The organism is Clostridium ragsdalei P11, assembly GCF_001675165.1.
In the GTDB taxonomy this organism is placed as follows: domain Bacteria; phylum Bacillota; class Clostridia; order Clostridiales; family Clostridiaceae; genus Clostridium_B; species Clostridium_B ragsdalei.
On the sequence record NZ_LROS01000079.1, the window covers coordinates 83,929 to 99,055 of the forward strand.

Consider the following 15,127-nt stretch of genomic DNA (forward strand, 5'->3'; position numbering starts at 1 on the left):
ATGCCTTAAAAAACCAGGGCCATGCACCCTGGTTAACTATTTACCCCTATGAAATTTTGAAAATTAAGATATTATTGTAATTCTTTTTTACTTTTCTTTTCATATGATCCATTCATCTTTATTAATTTATTTATTACATTTTCCCGTATAACTGAACTATTTTAAGTATTACTTCTACAGCTTTTTCCATAGAATACACGGGTATGTACTCAAATTTACCGTGAAAATTATGTCCTCCAGTAAATATATTTGGCGTAGGAAGTCCCTTAAAAGATAAGCTAGCTCCATCTGTACCACCTCTTATAGGTTGAACTTTTGGAACCACATCCACCAATTTCATCGCTTCAAAAGCAATATCAACTATATGTTTTACAGGCTCAATTTTTTCCTTCATATTTTTATATTGGTCTTTTATTTCAATTTTAACTATACTTTTGCCATATTTCTTGTTTAAGCTTTCTACAGCACCAGTTATAAATTTTTTTCTTTTTTCAAAATTTTTCTCATCAAAGTCTCTTATTATATATTCAAGCTTTGTTTGCTCTACTCCACCGTTAAGTGCAACTATATGATAAAAGCCTTCATAACCTTCTGTAGTTGATGGAGTTTCATTCTGTGGAAGCATACTCATAAATTCTCCAGCAATAAGCATTGAATTTATCATTATCCCTTTTGCACTTCCCGGATGAACATTTCTTCCATTAATAATTACTTCTGCACTTGCAGCATTAAAATTTTCGTATTCCAATTCTCCAAGAGATCCTCCATCTACAGTATAAGCTGCATTTGCATTGAATTTTTCAACATCAAAATGATCTGGTCCTCTTCCAATTTCTTCATCTGGTGTAAATGCAACTTTAACGCTTCCATGCTTAATTTCTGGATTTTCTATTAAAGTTTCTAAAGCAGTAATAATCTCAGCAATTCCTGCTTTGTCATCAGCACCTAAAAGAGTAGTTCCATCTGTAGTAATAAGTGTTTTGCCAACATAGTCTTTTAATTCTGGAAAATCCTCTGGAGAAAGGACAATATTTTTTTTCTCATTTAAAACTATATCCTTACCATCGTAGTTTTCGATAAATTTAGGATTTACATTCATTCCTGAAACTTCTGGGCTTGTATCCATATGTGCAATAAATCCTATAGTAGGAACTTCTTTATTAAGATTAGACGGTAACGATGCCATTACATATCCATTTTCATCTATTGAAACCTCTCTCATTCCTATTTTTTTTAACTCTTTTTCCAATTCTTTTGCTAGCACCATCTGTCCTGAAGTAGTAGGAACCGTATTCATTTCTTCGTCTGATCTAGTATCAAATTTTATATATTTAGTAAATTTTTCTACAACCTTAGACATGTTCATCCTCCTTAAAATAATATTATTGTAAATGCAATCCACCTAAAGTATGATTACATTAATAGGATTTCCTTCTAAAAACTTTTTTAAGTTTTCCACAGCAATATTTAGAAGTCTCTCTCTTGTTTCCTTTGCTGCCCAGGAAATATGTGGAGTAATTATGCAATTTTCTGCTTTTAAAAGAGGACTTTCTTTTTCTATAGGCTCTCTAGAAGTTACATCCAGTGCAGCACCATATACTTTTCCATTATTTAATGCATGAGCTAAATCTTCTTCTACAATTAAAGAACCTCTAGCATTATTTACTATTATCACTCCATCTTTCATACGTTCTATAGATTTACTATTAATTATACCCTTAGTTTCTTCAGTTAATGGACAGTGGAGGAAAATCACATCTGATTTTTCAAATACATCATTTAGCTCTGCATATTTTACATTTTCACTCTCAAGTACCTTATTTTTATGTCTATTATATGCAAGCACTTTCATTCCCATAGCCTGAACTATCTTACTAGTTGCTTGCCCTATTTTTCCATATCCTATTATCCCTGCTGTTTTACTGCCTAATTCCATAAGTGACTTTTTCCAGAAACACCATTCTCCAATTTCATTCCACTGTCTCTCCTTTACAGCCTTATTGTGAATCGATACATGATTTGTGAGTTCAAGCAAAAGTGATACTGCCATTTGTGCTACAGCATCTGTGCTGTAATTTGGAATATTTGTCACTACAACACCAAATTTTTTTGAGGCCTTTATATCTACAATGTTATATCCTGTTGCAAGTACTCCAAGATATTTTAATTTAGGACAATTTTTAAATACATTTTCAGATATTGGAGTTTTATTTGTAAATACTATTTCTGCATCCTTAATCCTCTCAATTATAAGATCATCATTGCTATTATCAAATACAGTTTTGTCATAGACAGTTAAATCTCCAAGCTCCTCTAAAGATGACCAGCTTAAATCACCTGGGTTTAGTACATATCCATCTAATATTACAATTTTCAAATATACCACTTCCTCTATGTAAATTATACTTTTTAGTATAATACTTCTTCAAATTAGAATCACCATAATAATTTAATTTTATTTTGAAATACTATATTTGAAGGGAGTGATTTTAATGCCACTTACAACTGTAAAAGCTGTAGTTGAAAAAAAAGATGGAATAGCAGTAGAAGCACATTCTGGTGGATTTAAAGTATTGCTAGATAAGACTAAACAATCAGGTGGCACCAATAAAGGTATGAACCCTGCCCAACTTTTACTATGCACTTTGGGAGGATGTCAGGCAATGTCTATAGCATCCTACGCGGATAAATATGGAGTAAATATAAAATACTTATCAATAGAACTTGAAGGTGATATGGATTTAAATACCTCTCCAGGTCCTTCTACCTCAAGATCTGGATATCAGGATATAAGATTTAACGTTAATATAAGAACTGATTCCCCAGAAAATAAAGTAAGAGAACTTGTTGAATTTGTTGAAAAAACATGCCCTATGGGAGACAGTATAAGAAATAGCGTACCAATAGAACCAGCTAAAATTTCAATAGAAAAACAAATGCACTATATGGGCAGTTTATAGTTTATAAGCTTAACAACTCAACTTTGGCAGTTTAAAAATATTGCGAAGCAAAGCTTCGCAAGTTAAGAATTAATAATGAAAAATTAATAGTAAAGGATGATTTTTAGCTATCGCAAAAAATCTTTAAATTTATATAAGCCAGTGCTTAATAATGTTTTGCTTTAGCAAAGCAAGCCTTCAAAAATTTAATTAAAGATTTTTTGTAGTGTAACGAAAAAAATCCACATTAACTATTAATTCTTCATTATTAACTATTAATTAAAAATATTGCTTCGCAATATTTTTATATTCTTCCTATTATTGATACATCATTAGTATCGGAAATGCTGTTTATATATTTTTATGTTAATATAAATATATAAAAGGATACTACTATACAAATATCTATATAAAAATAGGAGTAATTAGCATGACGATACGCCATTTAAAAATATTTATAACTGTATGTGAGGAAGGAAATATGACTTCTGCTGCAAATAAATTATTTATGACACAACCTTCCATAAGCCAAGCCATTAAAGAACTTGAAAATTATTATGAAGTTACCCTTTTTGAACGTTTATCTCGCAAATTATATATTACTTCATCCGGAAAAAAATTATATCAATATGCTAAGCATATCATCAAGCTTTTTGATGAAGCAGGCAATGACCTTAGGCAAAATTCTCTTCAAAAAAAACTTATAATAGGAGCGAACTATACAGTTGGTGTTGTTTTAATACATAAATATATAAAAAAGTTTAATAAGTTATATCCAAATTCAGAAATCATGGTAAATGTAAATAAGTCCTCTATTCTCACAGAAATGCTTAGAAAAAATGAACTAGATCTTGCCCTTATTGAAGAATTTAAAAATAAATCTGATTTTGTAGAAGACTTTTTTTATAATGATCGTATTGTGGTGGTTGCCCATCCGAAGCATCACCTATTTTCAAAAAAAGAAGTAACTGCATATGATATAGTCAATGAACGACTCTTACTAAGAGAGAAGGGCTCCGGTGTCAGGAATCTATTTGAATTAAGAATGAATGAAATTGGATTATTTTTTAATCCCTATTGGGAAAGTACAAGCACCACAGCCTTAATTAATGCATCCGAAAATAATATTGGAATTGCTGTACTGCCTTTTCAACTAATCAAAGATCATATTACCTCAGGTTCTCTAAGAGAACTGAAAATAAAGGATATGGATTTTAATAGGAAACTAGCTATTGTATATCACAAGAATAAATTATTGACAAGTGCTATGAAAGATTTTATAAAGATATGCCATGAACCATAAAATATCATGTCCTTAAGAATTTCTAACACACATTTGTATCTTTGAAATTCCTAAGGACTTTTACTTACTTTTGGAACAATCTTATGTAGCTTGCAAAAATTTTATATAATTTATACAGCCATCATAACAGACGTAGCTTTAATAACAGCTTTTGCTTTAACTCCAGGTGCAAGTCCAAGATCTTTCACTGCAGCCATTGAAATGGTAGAAGTAATTGTGTTTCCATCATCAGTCTTTAAAGTAACAGATGCGTTTACTACACCTTCCTTAATAGATTCAATTTTCCCTGCTATTTGATTTCTTGCACTGAGTTTCATATCTCCTATGCCAATCATTACTTCTGTAGCCTTAATTACAGCAGTTGCTTCTTTTCCTGGAGCAAGTCCAAGATCCTTTACAGCTGACATTGAAATAGTAGAAGTAATAGCAGCACCTCCATCTGTTTTTAAAGTAACAATTGCATTTACTGCACCTTCCTTAACAGATTCAATTTTCCCTGTTATTTGATTTCTTGCACTAATAATCATTTTTTACCCCCATCTTGCCGCCATAAGCGACATAAAATATTAATATTTACTATGTTTCCATAATATCACATAGCCTACCATAAGTATAATTGTATAATATTATATTTATCATAGCTAAATGCCTATATATAATTTAATATTTAATCTTTTCTTTAATTATCACTTAACGGATATAACTGACTATACAGCATTCTTTATCTCTTCACATTAATAGATAAAACTCTAAAAAAATAACTCCGGTTTAAACCTAAACCGGAGTTATTTCTAAAATTCTCACTTAGACGGTTTGAATGTTGTACAGCAAGTATCATCACTAGTGTCGGGGTCTTTACCTTGCATTGGGTTAACTTCCAAAGACTTAGCATTACAGCAGTCATTTTTCCAATAGTGACAACAATCAACGCCACATTTAACTTCCATTTTTGGTGCATCCATAATTAAATCCCCCTTTCAATATATATATTATATATTTAAGTTATATATGTAGTATGACCTAAAACATAAATACTATCCAAGCAATCCATTAAATAAATCAAGTAATTGTGGAAATTTTTTCTTATGAATAACATCTTTATATTTCTATGTTCTATATTTAAAACTTCCAATAAATTTTACATATACACTGTTGTCATGATCTTCTATTACAGAACCATCATAATTAAAGTTATATAATAATATAATTGAGTTATACTTCCTATCCAGTTTATCTGAAAACTTTTTGCTATAATCTGAAATAATATTTTGTGAAAAAGATTGATCTTTCATTATATCAGAAAACAAATCCGAATCTCTTTCAATAAAGTTTATTTCCTTTAGTTCCTCATCAAAACACTCAACGTTAAAATTTTTTTCAAACTTAGAATTTAAATAGTCACCAAAATTAGAATAATTTACTTGAAGATAATGCTGTAAATCTTTAATATCTTCACATTTTGCCATCCATATAGATACTATTCCTTCATACTCCATTAAGACTTCTCCTTTACATTTCTAAATATACCTTTATTTTATCATAGGAATAAAGGAAAATAACTTTATAAATCCATAAGAGTTTCTAACTTAAAAATAAACTTATACGCAGAAATATTTTTACAATAAGCAAGCACATTTAAATATTTTGAATATAAGTGTTAGTGGAAAATTTATAAAAAAACTTAGGACTTTTTAATTGTTTGAGGCACGAGTTTTCAAAAGTCCTTAGGTTTTTATAAATTTTCTGCTTAGACTTATCAAAATATTTAACGAGCTTTTAGTTGTAAAAATATCCGGAGTATGAGTTTATTTTTATTTCTGAAATACTATATCTCTCATAAAAAACTAATACTATTTATTTATATCAAAGGTAATTCTCTCTTCCCCATCCATATAAATATCTGTCTTTTTAGGTTCAGTTTTTGAGAGTATTTTTCCCTTTCTTATGGAATACAGCACCTCTGATTGTTTTCTTATAACATCATATTCATCTTTTCCATTTAATATAATGAGATTAGCAGTATTTCCTTTCTTTATTCCATAATCATCTTCAATATGCATTGTCTTTGCACTATTTTTTGTTATGAGATCAATAGAATTTACAATCTGATCATAGCCCATGAGCTGACATACGTGTATACCCATTTGAAGTACCTGAAGCATATTACCTGTTCCCATTGGATACCATGGATCACATATGTCGTCGTGTCCAAAACATACATTAATGTCTGCATCTATCATCTCTTTAACTCTTGTAATGCCCCTTCTCTTAGGATAAGTATCAAACCTTCCCTGAAGATGGGTGTTTACTATAGGATTAGATATGAAGTTTATATTTGACATCTTTAAAAGCCTAAAGAGTTTATAGGCATATGCATTATTATAAGAATGCATAGCAGTAGTATGACTTGCCGTAACCTTTTCTCCTATTCCGTACTTATATGCCTCTGCTGCAACTACTTCCACAAATCTAGACTGCTCATCATCAATTTCATCACAATGGACATCAACCAGTTTATCATACTTTACTGCAAGTTCTATTGCCTTTTTTACAGAATCAACTCCATATTCCCTTGTAAATTCAAAATGTGGAATAGCCCCTACTACATCTGCACCAAGCTTCAATGCTTCCTCCAAAAGTTTTAATCCGCAGGGAAAAGAATTTATACCCTCCTGTGGGAAAGCAACTATCTGTATATCTACAAATTCTTTCATTGCTTCTCTTACTTTAATTAAAGCTTTTAATGCTGTAAGATCTGGATCTGTAACATCTACATGCGTTCTTACATATTGTATTCCATTTGCTATCTGCCATTTAAGTGCAGTTATAGCCCTTTTTATAACATCTTCTTCTGTAAGCATTTTTTTTCTAAGTGCCCAGGTTTCTATACCTTCAAAAAGAGTTCCACTTATATTCCATTTTGGCTCTCCTGCAGTGAGAGTCGTATCAAGGTGAACATGGGGTTCAACAAAAGGTGGAAGTGCTAAATTTCCATTCCCCTCAATTATGTTTTTATCTTCTTTTGCTATATTTTTAGAAATCTCCTTTATAACTCCATCTTCAATTAAAATATCATATATTCCATCTTTATTTCTAAGTCTTACATTTTTTATTAACATGTTGCGCTTCCTTCCTATATTATTTGTTCTTTAAAAATATTTTACTACTTATAAAATACAAAATTGCCGAAATTATAATTATAGGATAAATGGCTCCTATGGTTTTGGTAAACATAGGTAAATTCTTCATAAATAAAAATATAATGACAGAAATTATCCATACACTAATAGTAACAAGGTTAAATCCAGATTTATACCAATACTTACCTTTTTCATCATCAAATTGTTCTGCAGCATACTGTTTTTTTCTAACCAAATAGTAATCTGTTATCATAATTCCAAAAATAGGTCCAAATACCATGCCTATATAATCAAGGAACATTTCAAAGGAGTCCAAAAAACTAGAAGCATAAATTGGAACAATAGTTAACAGAGCTGCAAGTATTGTAACTGCAAAAAGAGCTGTTTGGGATTTTATTTTTTTATTTAAATTTGTAACAGAAATTCCTGCTCCCATAAGATTTATTGCATTTGCTGTAGTACTCGTCAATATAATAACTAAAAGTGCTATAACTCCAAGGCCAAGCTTGCTTACTATAGTGCTTGGATCAGAATTGTTAGGATCATATACTCCTGTTGTAACTGCTGTACCAATTGCTCCAATTATGCCCACAAAGGCAAACCAAAATAATCCAACATTTGCCCCAATTATAGGAGCTACTGTAGATGCTTTTTTACTCTTACTATATCTTGTAAAATCTGCAATAGCAGGAACCCATCCTAAACTAAAAGCAGCCATAGCATCAAAAGCAGAACCAATGTCCATAACTTTTCCAGAAGGAGGTCTCCAAGCTATAATTTTACTTAAAGGAACCTGTTTTAAAACAACTGCTGTTTCCCATACTCCTAAAATTAATATAAATATAACTCCTATTTTTTCTACCATTTTTACAGACTTATGTCCTGTAGCAATGGATATAAGATGAAGTATGCTCATTACAGCAATTCCTATAAGCATCGTCTTTTCACTTCCGTTTGAACCATAAGCAGGAAGCCCAAATATATCTTTTAATATAAAGCTTATAGAAATTGCAGCTATAAAAGTATTTACAGCCGTCCATCCTATAAATTGAGTTATGTTGAGAACAGATGGTAGAAAGCTTCCTCTAACACCAAAAGATGGTCTTGTGAGCGCCATAGTAGATGTTCCAACTTTGTAGCCTATAAAGCCTATTAAAGCCATTATTATATAGGCAATTGGATTTGAAACTAAAGTTACCAGCACAGCTCCACCAAAAGTAGCCCCTGCTACAACTCCTCCAACATACCAGGTTCCGTTGTTTGCATTGGCACCAATCCAGGTTGTGAGCATGTCCAAAAAACTTATTGTTCTTTCACTCTGTGGTACAGTTTCAAGGGCAGCATATTCCTTATGTACTTTTTCATTTGTTTCCTTGTTATCCATCAATTACCTCCTAAATTAATAATTTTTTCTTCATATTATACCACGCTTTTCTAAAAAATGCATATATTTTTTGATAATTTAGCAAAATAGTTTTGCAATTATAAATTTAATTTTATGAATTTTACATTCTACCATAAAAATTATGATACTATTAGAAGATAAATAAAAGGCTAAAAATACCATATTATAAAGGAGGACATACTTATGTTGGAATATAATATACAAAAAATATTGAATAACTTTATGATAGATTATTATGGAGTTGCAGATATAAGTAAATATGAAAATGAACTTGTAAAATATGGGGGATCTCTTGTAAAAGGTTATCCAAGAGCTATTTCATTAGGTATTGTGTTTCCATCTAGTATTGTAGATCATTTAAACGATGACTCCAACAATATTGCTAAATTGGAATATGAAAATTGTTATAAAACTATAAATGCTAGGTTAGATAATATAGCCTCTATAATAAGTTCTTATATAATAAGAAAGGGTTATAGAGCTTTGCCTATATCTGCAGCAGAAAGAGTAAATAATGATTATATAAATGCAGCCTTTTCACATAAACTTGCAGCAAGACTAGCAGGGCTTGGCTGGATAGGCAAAAGCTGCTTACTGATTACTCCAAAACATGGACCGAGAGTAAGATGGGTAAGTATATTAACTGATTTACCATTAAACCCTACAGGTAAAGAAATGGAACAAAAATGCGGTGAATGTATGGCCTGTGTGAAAATATGTCCGCAGAAAGCATTATATGGTAAAAATTATGTAGAAGGTGAAGATCGTGAAAAAAGATTTGATGTAAAAAAATGCGACAGCCATTTTAATGAAATGGAGCATAATAAACAAGTACCTGTCTGCGGCATGTGTGTGTATATATGCCCTTATGGCAGACAAAGTGATAAATAACTCAACTTTCGCACATATAAAGTTTTAATTAATAGTTAAGAATTAATAGTTAATATGGATTTTTTTCCGTTACACTACAAAAAATCTTTGATTAAAATTTTGATAGTAATAAAATACTTGTCTTAAGTAAAGACTATAAAGAAAGTAATAACCTTTATAGTTTTTACTTTTTAAAGATTTTTTACTTTCCATATACTTCAAACTTATTAATTTTATAGGAGGAACTTTATATGGATAACAATAAGAATAGAATGAAAGATAAACCTAAGTCTAATGCTGAAATGAGAAAAATGTACTCTGAAGCAGGATCTGAAATAGGTATTGAACACGGTAAAAAGATAGGTTCTCATTCAAATGGTAAAAAATATACAAAAAGATCAAAGTTGTCTCATAACAAATAGGTGGTGATATTATGAGTAAGAAAAATTCTTCTAGTAAAAATTACAGTAATACACAATCTCCTACATCTAAAAATTATACTAAAAATGTAAAAAATAAAGCCATTGAAAAGAGCCCTTATGGAAAAGATGAACCTTCTACCCATACAGAGTACAAATAACATTAACTTATACCGACTATAGTAATTCTAATTAAAATTTGAACTTACACATGAAATATAATGACAAAATTGAAATCACATTTAAAAACTTTTTTAAATAAGGCATTTGAAAGAAAATAACAAGTCAAAGATGCGACGAATATTCTTTATTCGATGACTAACCCGCTCTAATACTCACACTTTCCCAAGTGTGAGTAAAGAGCGGCTATGTCCCTGGATAACAATTTCTAAGAATCAGGTGCCAAGAACTTTGTTTATCAGACAATGAGGCAGGTTCCGCAGATAGTGAATCCTATCTAAGGGTTCTACCGACGCAGTATGATAAAAAATAGGCTAGCATACTGACTAGTTATTTCTTTCAAAATACCAAACTTTAGACTTATTAAAAGTTTTTATACTAATTTTCACTTGAAGTGATAGAATATTAAAATTATAATATTTATATTATTATCTTCAAGAAAGGATGTAATAAAATGACTAATTATAAAATGAATACAAAATGTGTACAAGCAGGCTACAGGCCAGGCAACGGAGAACCCCGTCAGGTTCCTATTATACAAAGTACAACTTTTAAATATGATACCAGTGAAGATATGGGAAAGTTGTTTGACCTGGAAGCCACTGGCTATTTTTATAGCAGGCTTCAAAATCCAACAAATGACCATGTAGCTGCTAAAATTGCAGATATGGAAGGCGGTACTGCTGCAATGCTAACTTCCTCAGGTCAAGCTGCCAATTTCTTTGCTTTGTTTAATATTTGTACTTGCGGAGACCATATTGTTGCTTCTTCCAGCATCTATGGAGGTACCTTTAATCTGATTTCCACAACTATGGCCAAAATGGGTATTACTGCCACATTTGTTTCTCCTGATTGTACAGAAGAAGAACTAAATGTCGCTTTTCAACATAATACAAAGGCAGTTTTTGGTGAAACAATTGCTAATCCTGCTCTTACCGTACTAGACATCGAAAAATTTGCAAATGCTGCTCATGCACATGGTGTTCCACTTATTGTAGATAATACTTTTGCAACACCTATTAATTGTCGTCCTTTTGAATGGGGTGCAGACATTGTTACCCATTCCACTACAAAATACATGGATGGTCATGGTGCAGCCTTAGGTGGAGCTATTGTAGACTCTGGAAATTTTGATTGGATGGCTCATGCTGATAAATTTCCAGGACTTTGCACACCGGATGACAGTTACCATGGTATTACCTATGCCAAGAAATTTGGCAAGGAAGGAGCTTTCATTACTAAATGTACTTCCCAATTAATGCGTGACTTTGGTTCTATTCAATCACCACAAAATGCATACATCTTAAATCTAGGACTGGAAAGCCTTCATGTTCGCATGCCGCGTCATTGTGAAAATGGTCAAGCTGTTGCAGAATTTCTTCAAAGTCACCCAAAGGTTGCCTATGTTAACTACTGCGGCCTGCCAGGTGATAAATACTATGAAGTTGCAAAAAAATATCTACCAAATGGTTCCTGTGGTGTTGTTTCCTTTGGTTTAAGAGGCGGACGTGAAGCAGCAGGAATATTTATGAAAAATCTTAAGCTTGCAGCCATTGAAACCCATGTGGCAGATGCTCGTACCTGCTGTCTAAATCCTGCAACAAGTACACACCGTCAGATGAATGACGAACAATTAAAGGAGGCAGGTGTCCCAGCAGAGTTAATCCGTATAAGCTGCGGCATTGAAGACAAGGAAGATTTAATTTCTGATATTTCACAAGCACTAAATTGTATTAAATAATTTTAATCGCAAAAAGGGATCGGTTAAATGTATTAGCCAATCCCTTTAACATTTATTAAGTGATTCTTAGGTTCAGGTGGAGTTTTCTTATAAGGATGACTTTCTCCAGCTAAGCCTTAGAAGAACTTATCCAGGTGCATAGCAGTGCTTATCCCCCACTTTGATAGAAGATGGGGTTAGCCATGGTAGCAATCGGATAAATTTGTTTTAACTATGTGAGACTACATATTTAAAATAAATTAGCACTTATTTTTGAAAATTTTTGCCTGAAACCTCCACACTTTGCATTACTATAAGGGCATCATCATCTATGTCATTTACTATTGACTTCAAGCGTGATATCTCAAGTCGTGACACTATTACAAAAATTACATTAGTAGGGAGATTTGAATATCCTCCTTCTCCTTTTATAAGAGTTATTCCACGTCCTGATTCTTTTAAAATCCTATCTGTTATTTCTTCATGTTCGTCTGAAATTATCATAACTGACCTTGACTCATCAATTCCCTGAGAAGTTACATCTATAGCTTTAGATGCTATAAAATAAGCCACTAATGAGTACATTGCCCTGTCCCATCCAAATGCAAAACCTGCACTTCCAAGTATGAATACATTAAAACACATTACTATTTCACCAACAGAAAAGCCACTTTTTTTATCTAAAAATATAGCTACAATTTCTGTTCCATCCGACGACCCTCCGCTTCTTATCATAAGTCCTACACCTATTCCAAGTATTATACCACCAAATATAGCTGCAAGAAGTGGGTCATTTGTTACCCCTATTTTAGGATTAAATACTGATGTCATAACTGAAAGTGAAATTACTGAAAAAAATGTGGCAATTGTAAAATCCTTGCCAATATTTTTGTATCCTATAATGATAAAAGGAATATTAAATAATAGTATAAATACTCCAAGAGGTACTGATGTAAAGTGACTTACCATAATGGATATACCACTTATTCCTCCATCAATAACATCATTTGGTATCAAAAAGAACTTCAATCCTACTGCATCCAAGCACGCTCCCACTAACATTAACAATATTCTTATTGCAATAGAAACTCTTCTATTATGTTTCTTTTTCATAGTACCCGTTGCCAAAACATTATAGGACTCTATAAAGCTTGTTTAATTCCCTGTTCAACCTATCCCATTTTGCTATAAAGCTACTTTGGTTTGATATAATAGTCCGAGGGCTTAAATTTCCATACAACACATGGTACATATTAGTAATATCTTTAAGTGATTAGCCTACTAATCCATATCTTGATAGATTGATACTTGCATTATAATCTCTATCTATAACACAACCACATTTCTCACAGATATATGTCCTTTCAGATAGTGAAAGTTTTGGTTTTATATGTCCACACTTACTACAAGTCTTTGATGATGGATACCATTTATCAGCTTCAATAAACTCAATTCCATTGAACTCACATTTATATTGCATTTGTTTTTTTAACTCATATAAACATTGTTTTGCTATTGCTTTTGATAAATACTTATTCTTCATCATGCCTTTAATATTAAGTGTTTCCATAACAACTCTTGATGGCTTGGTTTTCGCTATCTTATTCGTTGCTTGGTAATTATAATTGCTTCTTATATTTGCTAATTTTCTATGAAGTAATTTAACCTGCTTTTCGATTTTTATAATATTACCTGTTTTGACAAACTTACTCCCTTCTTTATTTTTTAGGTATTTGCGAGATACCCTACGTTGTAATCTACGTAGCCTTTTTCAAGTTGCTTTACAACTCTTGTCTTATTAATATTTTTAAAAGTCATTCCGTTAGAGCATACAGCTAAATCCTTTATCCCAACATCAATACCAATACTTTCACTTGTTAATTCTACTATTGGATTTTCTTTTTCTATGCATACTGATATAAACCAATACTTTCCGTCAAAACTTATTCTAGGATTTGTATATTTACAGTTCATAGGTATTGTATTTTTCTTAATGGTTATCCAACCTGCTTTTTCAATTAGTACCGAATTTTCTTTAACTTTTAGCTTTGAAGTATCATTATAAAAAGATGGCTTAGATTTTTTTCTACTCTTAAACCGTGGTCTTTCAGCTAACTTCTTGCCTTGCAAGTGTCCAATTATAAATAAATCTTGCAGTACCAACCGATTTCCATAACTTTTGTTCTTGCTCTTTAGTTGGAAATATTCTAACCTTCTTCCCTAGTATCATTTTCTAACAACTCCTTAATCATCTTCTTAGCTTTATTTGCCCTTTTACCTTGCCTTTTATATCTAAAAAATAATTAAGTTGCTCTTGTAAATAATATCTATACCCTATGGGAGTAACATGATGTGGTTTTAATATATCTTCTTTTGCCCTATAATAATTTTACCATTAATTTTATTAATTGCGCAAATATAACTCTCCATAATGTTATAATGGATATAGCTTAAATTTAGGAGGACGTCTTTGAATGAACATGATATTTTTTGACACAGAAACAACTGGTTTAAAGCCCGGAAACATATGCCAACTAAGCTACATTCTTGTTGACACCAGTGCAAAGCCAACCAAAACCATAGGTAAAAATATTTTCTTTACTGTGGATTATATAGAGCCTAGTGCAGAAAAAGTACACGGTTTTTCTGTGGAAACCTTGTACAAGCTAAGCAGCGGTATGAACTTTAAAGATCATTTAGATGAATTTTTAAATGAATTTCAAAATGCAGATATTCTAATAGGCCATAATGTAAACTTTGATATTAAATTTTTATCTTCTGAATTTAAAAATTGCAATGAAATATTAAACATCAAACATACCTTTTGCACTATGAATTACTATAAAAATATATGTAACCTTAAAAACAGATATAATAAATGCAAGGCTCCTAGACTTGAAGAGGTTGTACGATTTCTTAATATAGAAGATCCATACATAAACGCTGTAAGTAAAAAATACTTTAGCGGTACTGGAAATTTTCATGATGCCAGATTTGATACTACAGCCACCTACTTGGTGGTAACAGAGGGAATTAAAAAGGGATATATCCCTAAAAGATATTTTTCTCACATAATACAATAAAATTATATTCTAACTCAACTTTCGCACATATAAAACTTTTTTAATATAAAAATAATGCGGCGCAACTT

The 15,127-nt window shown here is 31.4% G+C and carries 15 protein-coding genes and 2 pseudogenes; 7 read left to right on the forward strand and 10 right to left on the reverse strand.

Annotation, left to right across the window (positions count from 1 at the left end):
- Positions 1-133: 133 nt before the first annotated feature.
- Entirely contained in the window at positions 134-1,360 is a 1,227-nt protein-coding gene (gene pepT, locus CLRAG_RS19795; RefSeq protein ID WP_065079987.1) for a peptidase T, read from the reverse strand.
- A 42-nt stretch (positions 1,361-1,402) separates the two neighbouring features.
- A complete protein-coding gene (locus CLRAG_RS19800) occupies positions 1,403-2,377 on the reverse strand; it encodes a D-2-hydroxyacid dehydrogenase (protein ID WP_065079988.1) in 975 nt (324 codons plus the stop codon).
- A gap of 115 nt (positions 2,378-2,492) precedes the next feature.
- Between CLRAG_RS19800 and CLRAG_RS19805 the strand changes: the two genes are divergently transcribed.
- Complete coding sequence (locus CLRAG_RS19805; protein ID WP_065079989.1) at positions 2,493-2,960, forward strand: OsmC family protein; 468 nt, start codon at positions 2,493-2,495, stop codon at positions 2,958-2,960.
- 409 nt (positions 2,961-3,369) lie between these two features.
- Positions 3,370-4,242: a LysR family transcriptional regulator gene (locus CLRAG_RS19810; protein WP_065079990.1), complete on the forward strand. Its 873-nt coding sequence runs from the start codon at positions 3,370-3,372 to the stop codon at positions 4,240-4,242.
- A 110-nt stretch (positions 4,243-4,352) separates the two neighbouring features.
- Here the strand turns inward: CLRAG_RS19810 and CLRAG_RS19815 are convergent, their stop codons facing one another.
- The 5 genes from CLRAG_RS19815 to CLRAG_RS19835 all read right to left on the reverse strand — a co-directional run bounded on the left by CLRAG_RS19815 (position 4,353) and on the right by CLRAG_RS19835 (position 8,766).
- Positions 4,353-4,769, reverse strand: coding sequence for a TOBE domain-containing protein (locus CLRAG_RS19815; protein ID WP_065079991.1), 417 nt, complete (start codon positions 4,767-4,769; stop codon positions 4,353-4,355).
- Positions 4,770-5,042: 273 nt separating this feature from the next.
- Entirely contained in the window at positions 5,043-5,204 is a 162-nt protein-coding gene (locus CLRAG_RS19820) for a DUF1540 domain-containing protein (protein WP_065079992.1), read from the reverse strand.
- Positions 5,205-5,348: 144 nt separating this feature from the next.
- Positions 5,349-5,738, reverse strand: a complete 390-nt coding sequence (locus tag CLRAG_RS19825; protein ID WP_065079993.1) for an immunity 22 family protein — start codon at positions 5,736-5,738, stop codon at positions 5,349-5,351.
- 354 nt (positions 5,739-6,092) lie between these two features.
- A complete protein-coding gene (codA, locus tag CLRAG_RS19830; protein WP_065079994.1) occupies positions 6,093-7,361 on the reverse strand; it encodes a cytosine deaminase in 1,269 nt (422 codons plus the stop codon).
- Positions 7,362-7,380: 19 nt separating this feature from the next.
- Complete coding sequence (locus CLRAG_RS19835) at positions 7,381-8,766, reverse strand: cytosine permease (RefSeq protein ID WP_065079995.1); 1,386 nt, start codon at positions 8,764-8,766, stop codon at positions 7,381-7,383.
- A gap of 204 nt (positions 8,767-8,970) precedes the next feature.
- On the opposite strand from CLRAG_RS19835, the gene CLRAG_RS19840 reads away from it, so the two are divergent.
- The 4 genes from CLRAG_RS19840 to CLRAG_RS19845 all read left to right on the forward strand — a co-directional run bounded on the left by CLRAG_RS19840 (position 8,971) and on the right by CLRAG_RS19845 (position 11,997).
- Positions 8,971-9,678: a 4Fe-4S double cluster binding domain-containing protein gene (locus CLRAG_RS19840; protein WP_065079996.1), complete on the forward strand. Its 708-nt coding sequence runs from the start codon at positions 8,971-8,973 to the stop codon at positions 9,676-9,678.
- Between the two features lie 230 nt (positions 9,679-9,908).
- Complete coding sequence (locus CLRAG_RS20765; RefSeq protein WP_154105037.1) at positions 9,909-10,079, forward strand: hypothetical protein; 171 nt, start codon at positions 9,909-9,911, stop codon at positions 10,077-10,079.
- 11 nt (positions 10,080-10,090) lie between these two features.
- Entirely contained in the window at positions 10,091-10,237 is a 147-nt protein-coding gene (locus tag CLRAG_RS20925; protein WP_167351597.1) for a hypothetical protein, read from the forward strand.
- A 473-nt stretch (positions 10,238-10,710) separates the two neighbouring features.
- The gene (locus tag CLRAG_RS19845; RefSeq protein WP_065079997.1) at positions 10,711-11,997 is read left to right on the forward strand and encodes an O-acetylhomoserine aminocarboxypropyltransferase/cysteine synthase family protein; all 1,287 of its coding nucleotides are present in this window, start codon (positions 10,711-10,713) and stop codon (positions 11,995-11,997) included.
- A gap of 246 nt (positions 11,998-12,243) precedes the next feature.
- Here the strand turns inward: CLRAG_RS19845 and CLRAG_RS19850 are convergent, their stop codons facing one another.
- The 3 genes and pseudogenes from CLRAG_RS19850 to CLRAG_RS21430 all read right to left on the reverse strand — a co-directional run.
- Positions 12,244-13,089, reverse strand: a complete 846-nt coding sequence (locus tag CLRAG_RS19850) for a YitT family protein (protein ID WP_065080030.1) — start codon at positions 13,087-13,089, stop codon at positions 12,244-12,246.
- A 160-nt stretch (positions 13,090-13,249) separates the two neighbouring features.
- Positions 13,250-14,206 (reverse strand): annotated as a pseudogene (locus tag CLRAG_RS19855) (RNA-guided endonuclease InsQ/TnpB family protein).
- Positions 14,184-14,273, reverse strand: a pseudogene (locus CLRAG_RS21430) (IS607 family transposase); the annotation flags it as partial. The pseudogenes CLRAG_RS21430 and CLRAG_RS19855, both read right to left, overlap by 23 nt.
- Before the next feature lie 177 nt (positions 14,274-14,450).
- On the opposite strand from CLRAG_RS21430, the gene CLRAG_RS19860 reads away from it, so the two are divergent.
- Entirely contained in the window at positions 14,451-15,059 is a 609-nt protein-coding gene (locus CLRAG_RS19860) for a 3'-5' exonuclease (protein ID WP_065079998.1), read from the forward strand.
- Positions 15,060-15,127: the final 68 nt, after the last annotated feature.

Bases quoted from the DNA above. Each gene is read 5' to 3' on its own strand.
- pepT (WP_065079987.1), bottom strand. From the start codon at position 1,360: ATGTCTAAGGTTGTAGAAAAATTTACTAAATATATAAAATTTGATACT.
- CLRAG_RS19805 (WP_065079989.1), top strand. From the start codon at position 2,493: ATGCCACTTACAACTGTAAAAGCTGTAGTTGAAAAAAAAGATGGAATA.
- CLRAG_RS19810 (WP_065079990.1), top strand. From the start codon at position 3,370: ATGACGATACGCCATTTAAAAATATTTATAACTGTATGTGAGGAAGGA.
- CLRAG_RS19815 (WP_065079991.1), bottom strand. From the start codon at position 4,769: ATGATTATTAGTGCAAGAAATCAAATAACAGGGAAAATTGAATCTGTT.
- CLRAG_RS19820 (WP_065079992.1), bottom strand. From the start codon at position 5,204: ATGGATGCACCAAAAATGGAAGTTAAATGTGGCGTTGATTGTTGTCAC.
- CLRAG_RS19825 (WP_065079993.1), bottom strand. From the start codon at position 5,738: ATGGAGTATGAAGGAATAGTATCTATATGGATGGCAAAATGTGAAGAT.
- codA (WP_065079994.1), bottom strand. From the start codon at position 7,361: ATGTTAATAAAAAATGTAAGACTTAGAAATAAAGATGGAATATATGAT.
- CLRAG_RS19835 (WP_065079995.1), bottom strand. From the start codon at position 8,766: ATGGATAACAAGGAAACAAATGAAAAAGTACATAAGGAATATGCTGCC.
- CLRAG_RS19840 (WP_065079996.1), top strand. From the start codon at position 8,971: ATGTTGGAATATAATATACAAAAAATATTGAATAACTTTATGATAGAT.
- CLRAG_RS20765 (WP_154105037.1), top strand. From the start codon at position 9,909: ATGGATAACAATAAGAATAGAATGAAAGATAAACCTAAGTCTAATGCT.
- CLRAG_RS20925 (WP_167351597.1), top strand. From the start codon at position 10,091: ATGAGTAAGAAAAATTCTTCTAGTAAAAATTACAGTAATACACAATCT.
- CLRAG_RS19845 (WP_065079997.1), top strand. From the start codon at position 10,711: ATGACTAATTATAAAATGAATACAAAATGTGTACAAGCAGGCTACAGG.
- CLRAG_RS19850 (WP_065080030.1), bottom strand. From the start codon at position 13,089: ATGAAAAAGAAACATAATAGAAGAGTTTCTATTGCAATAAGAATATTG.
- CLRAG_RS19860 (WP_065079998.1), top strand. From the start codon at position 14,451: ATGAACATGATATTTTTTGACACAGAAACAACTGGTTTAAAGCCCGGA.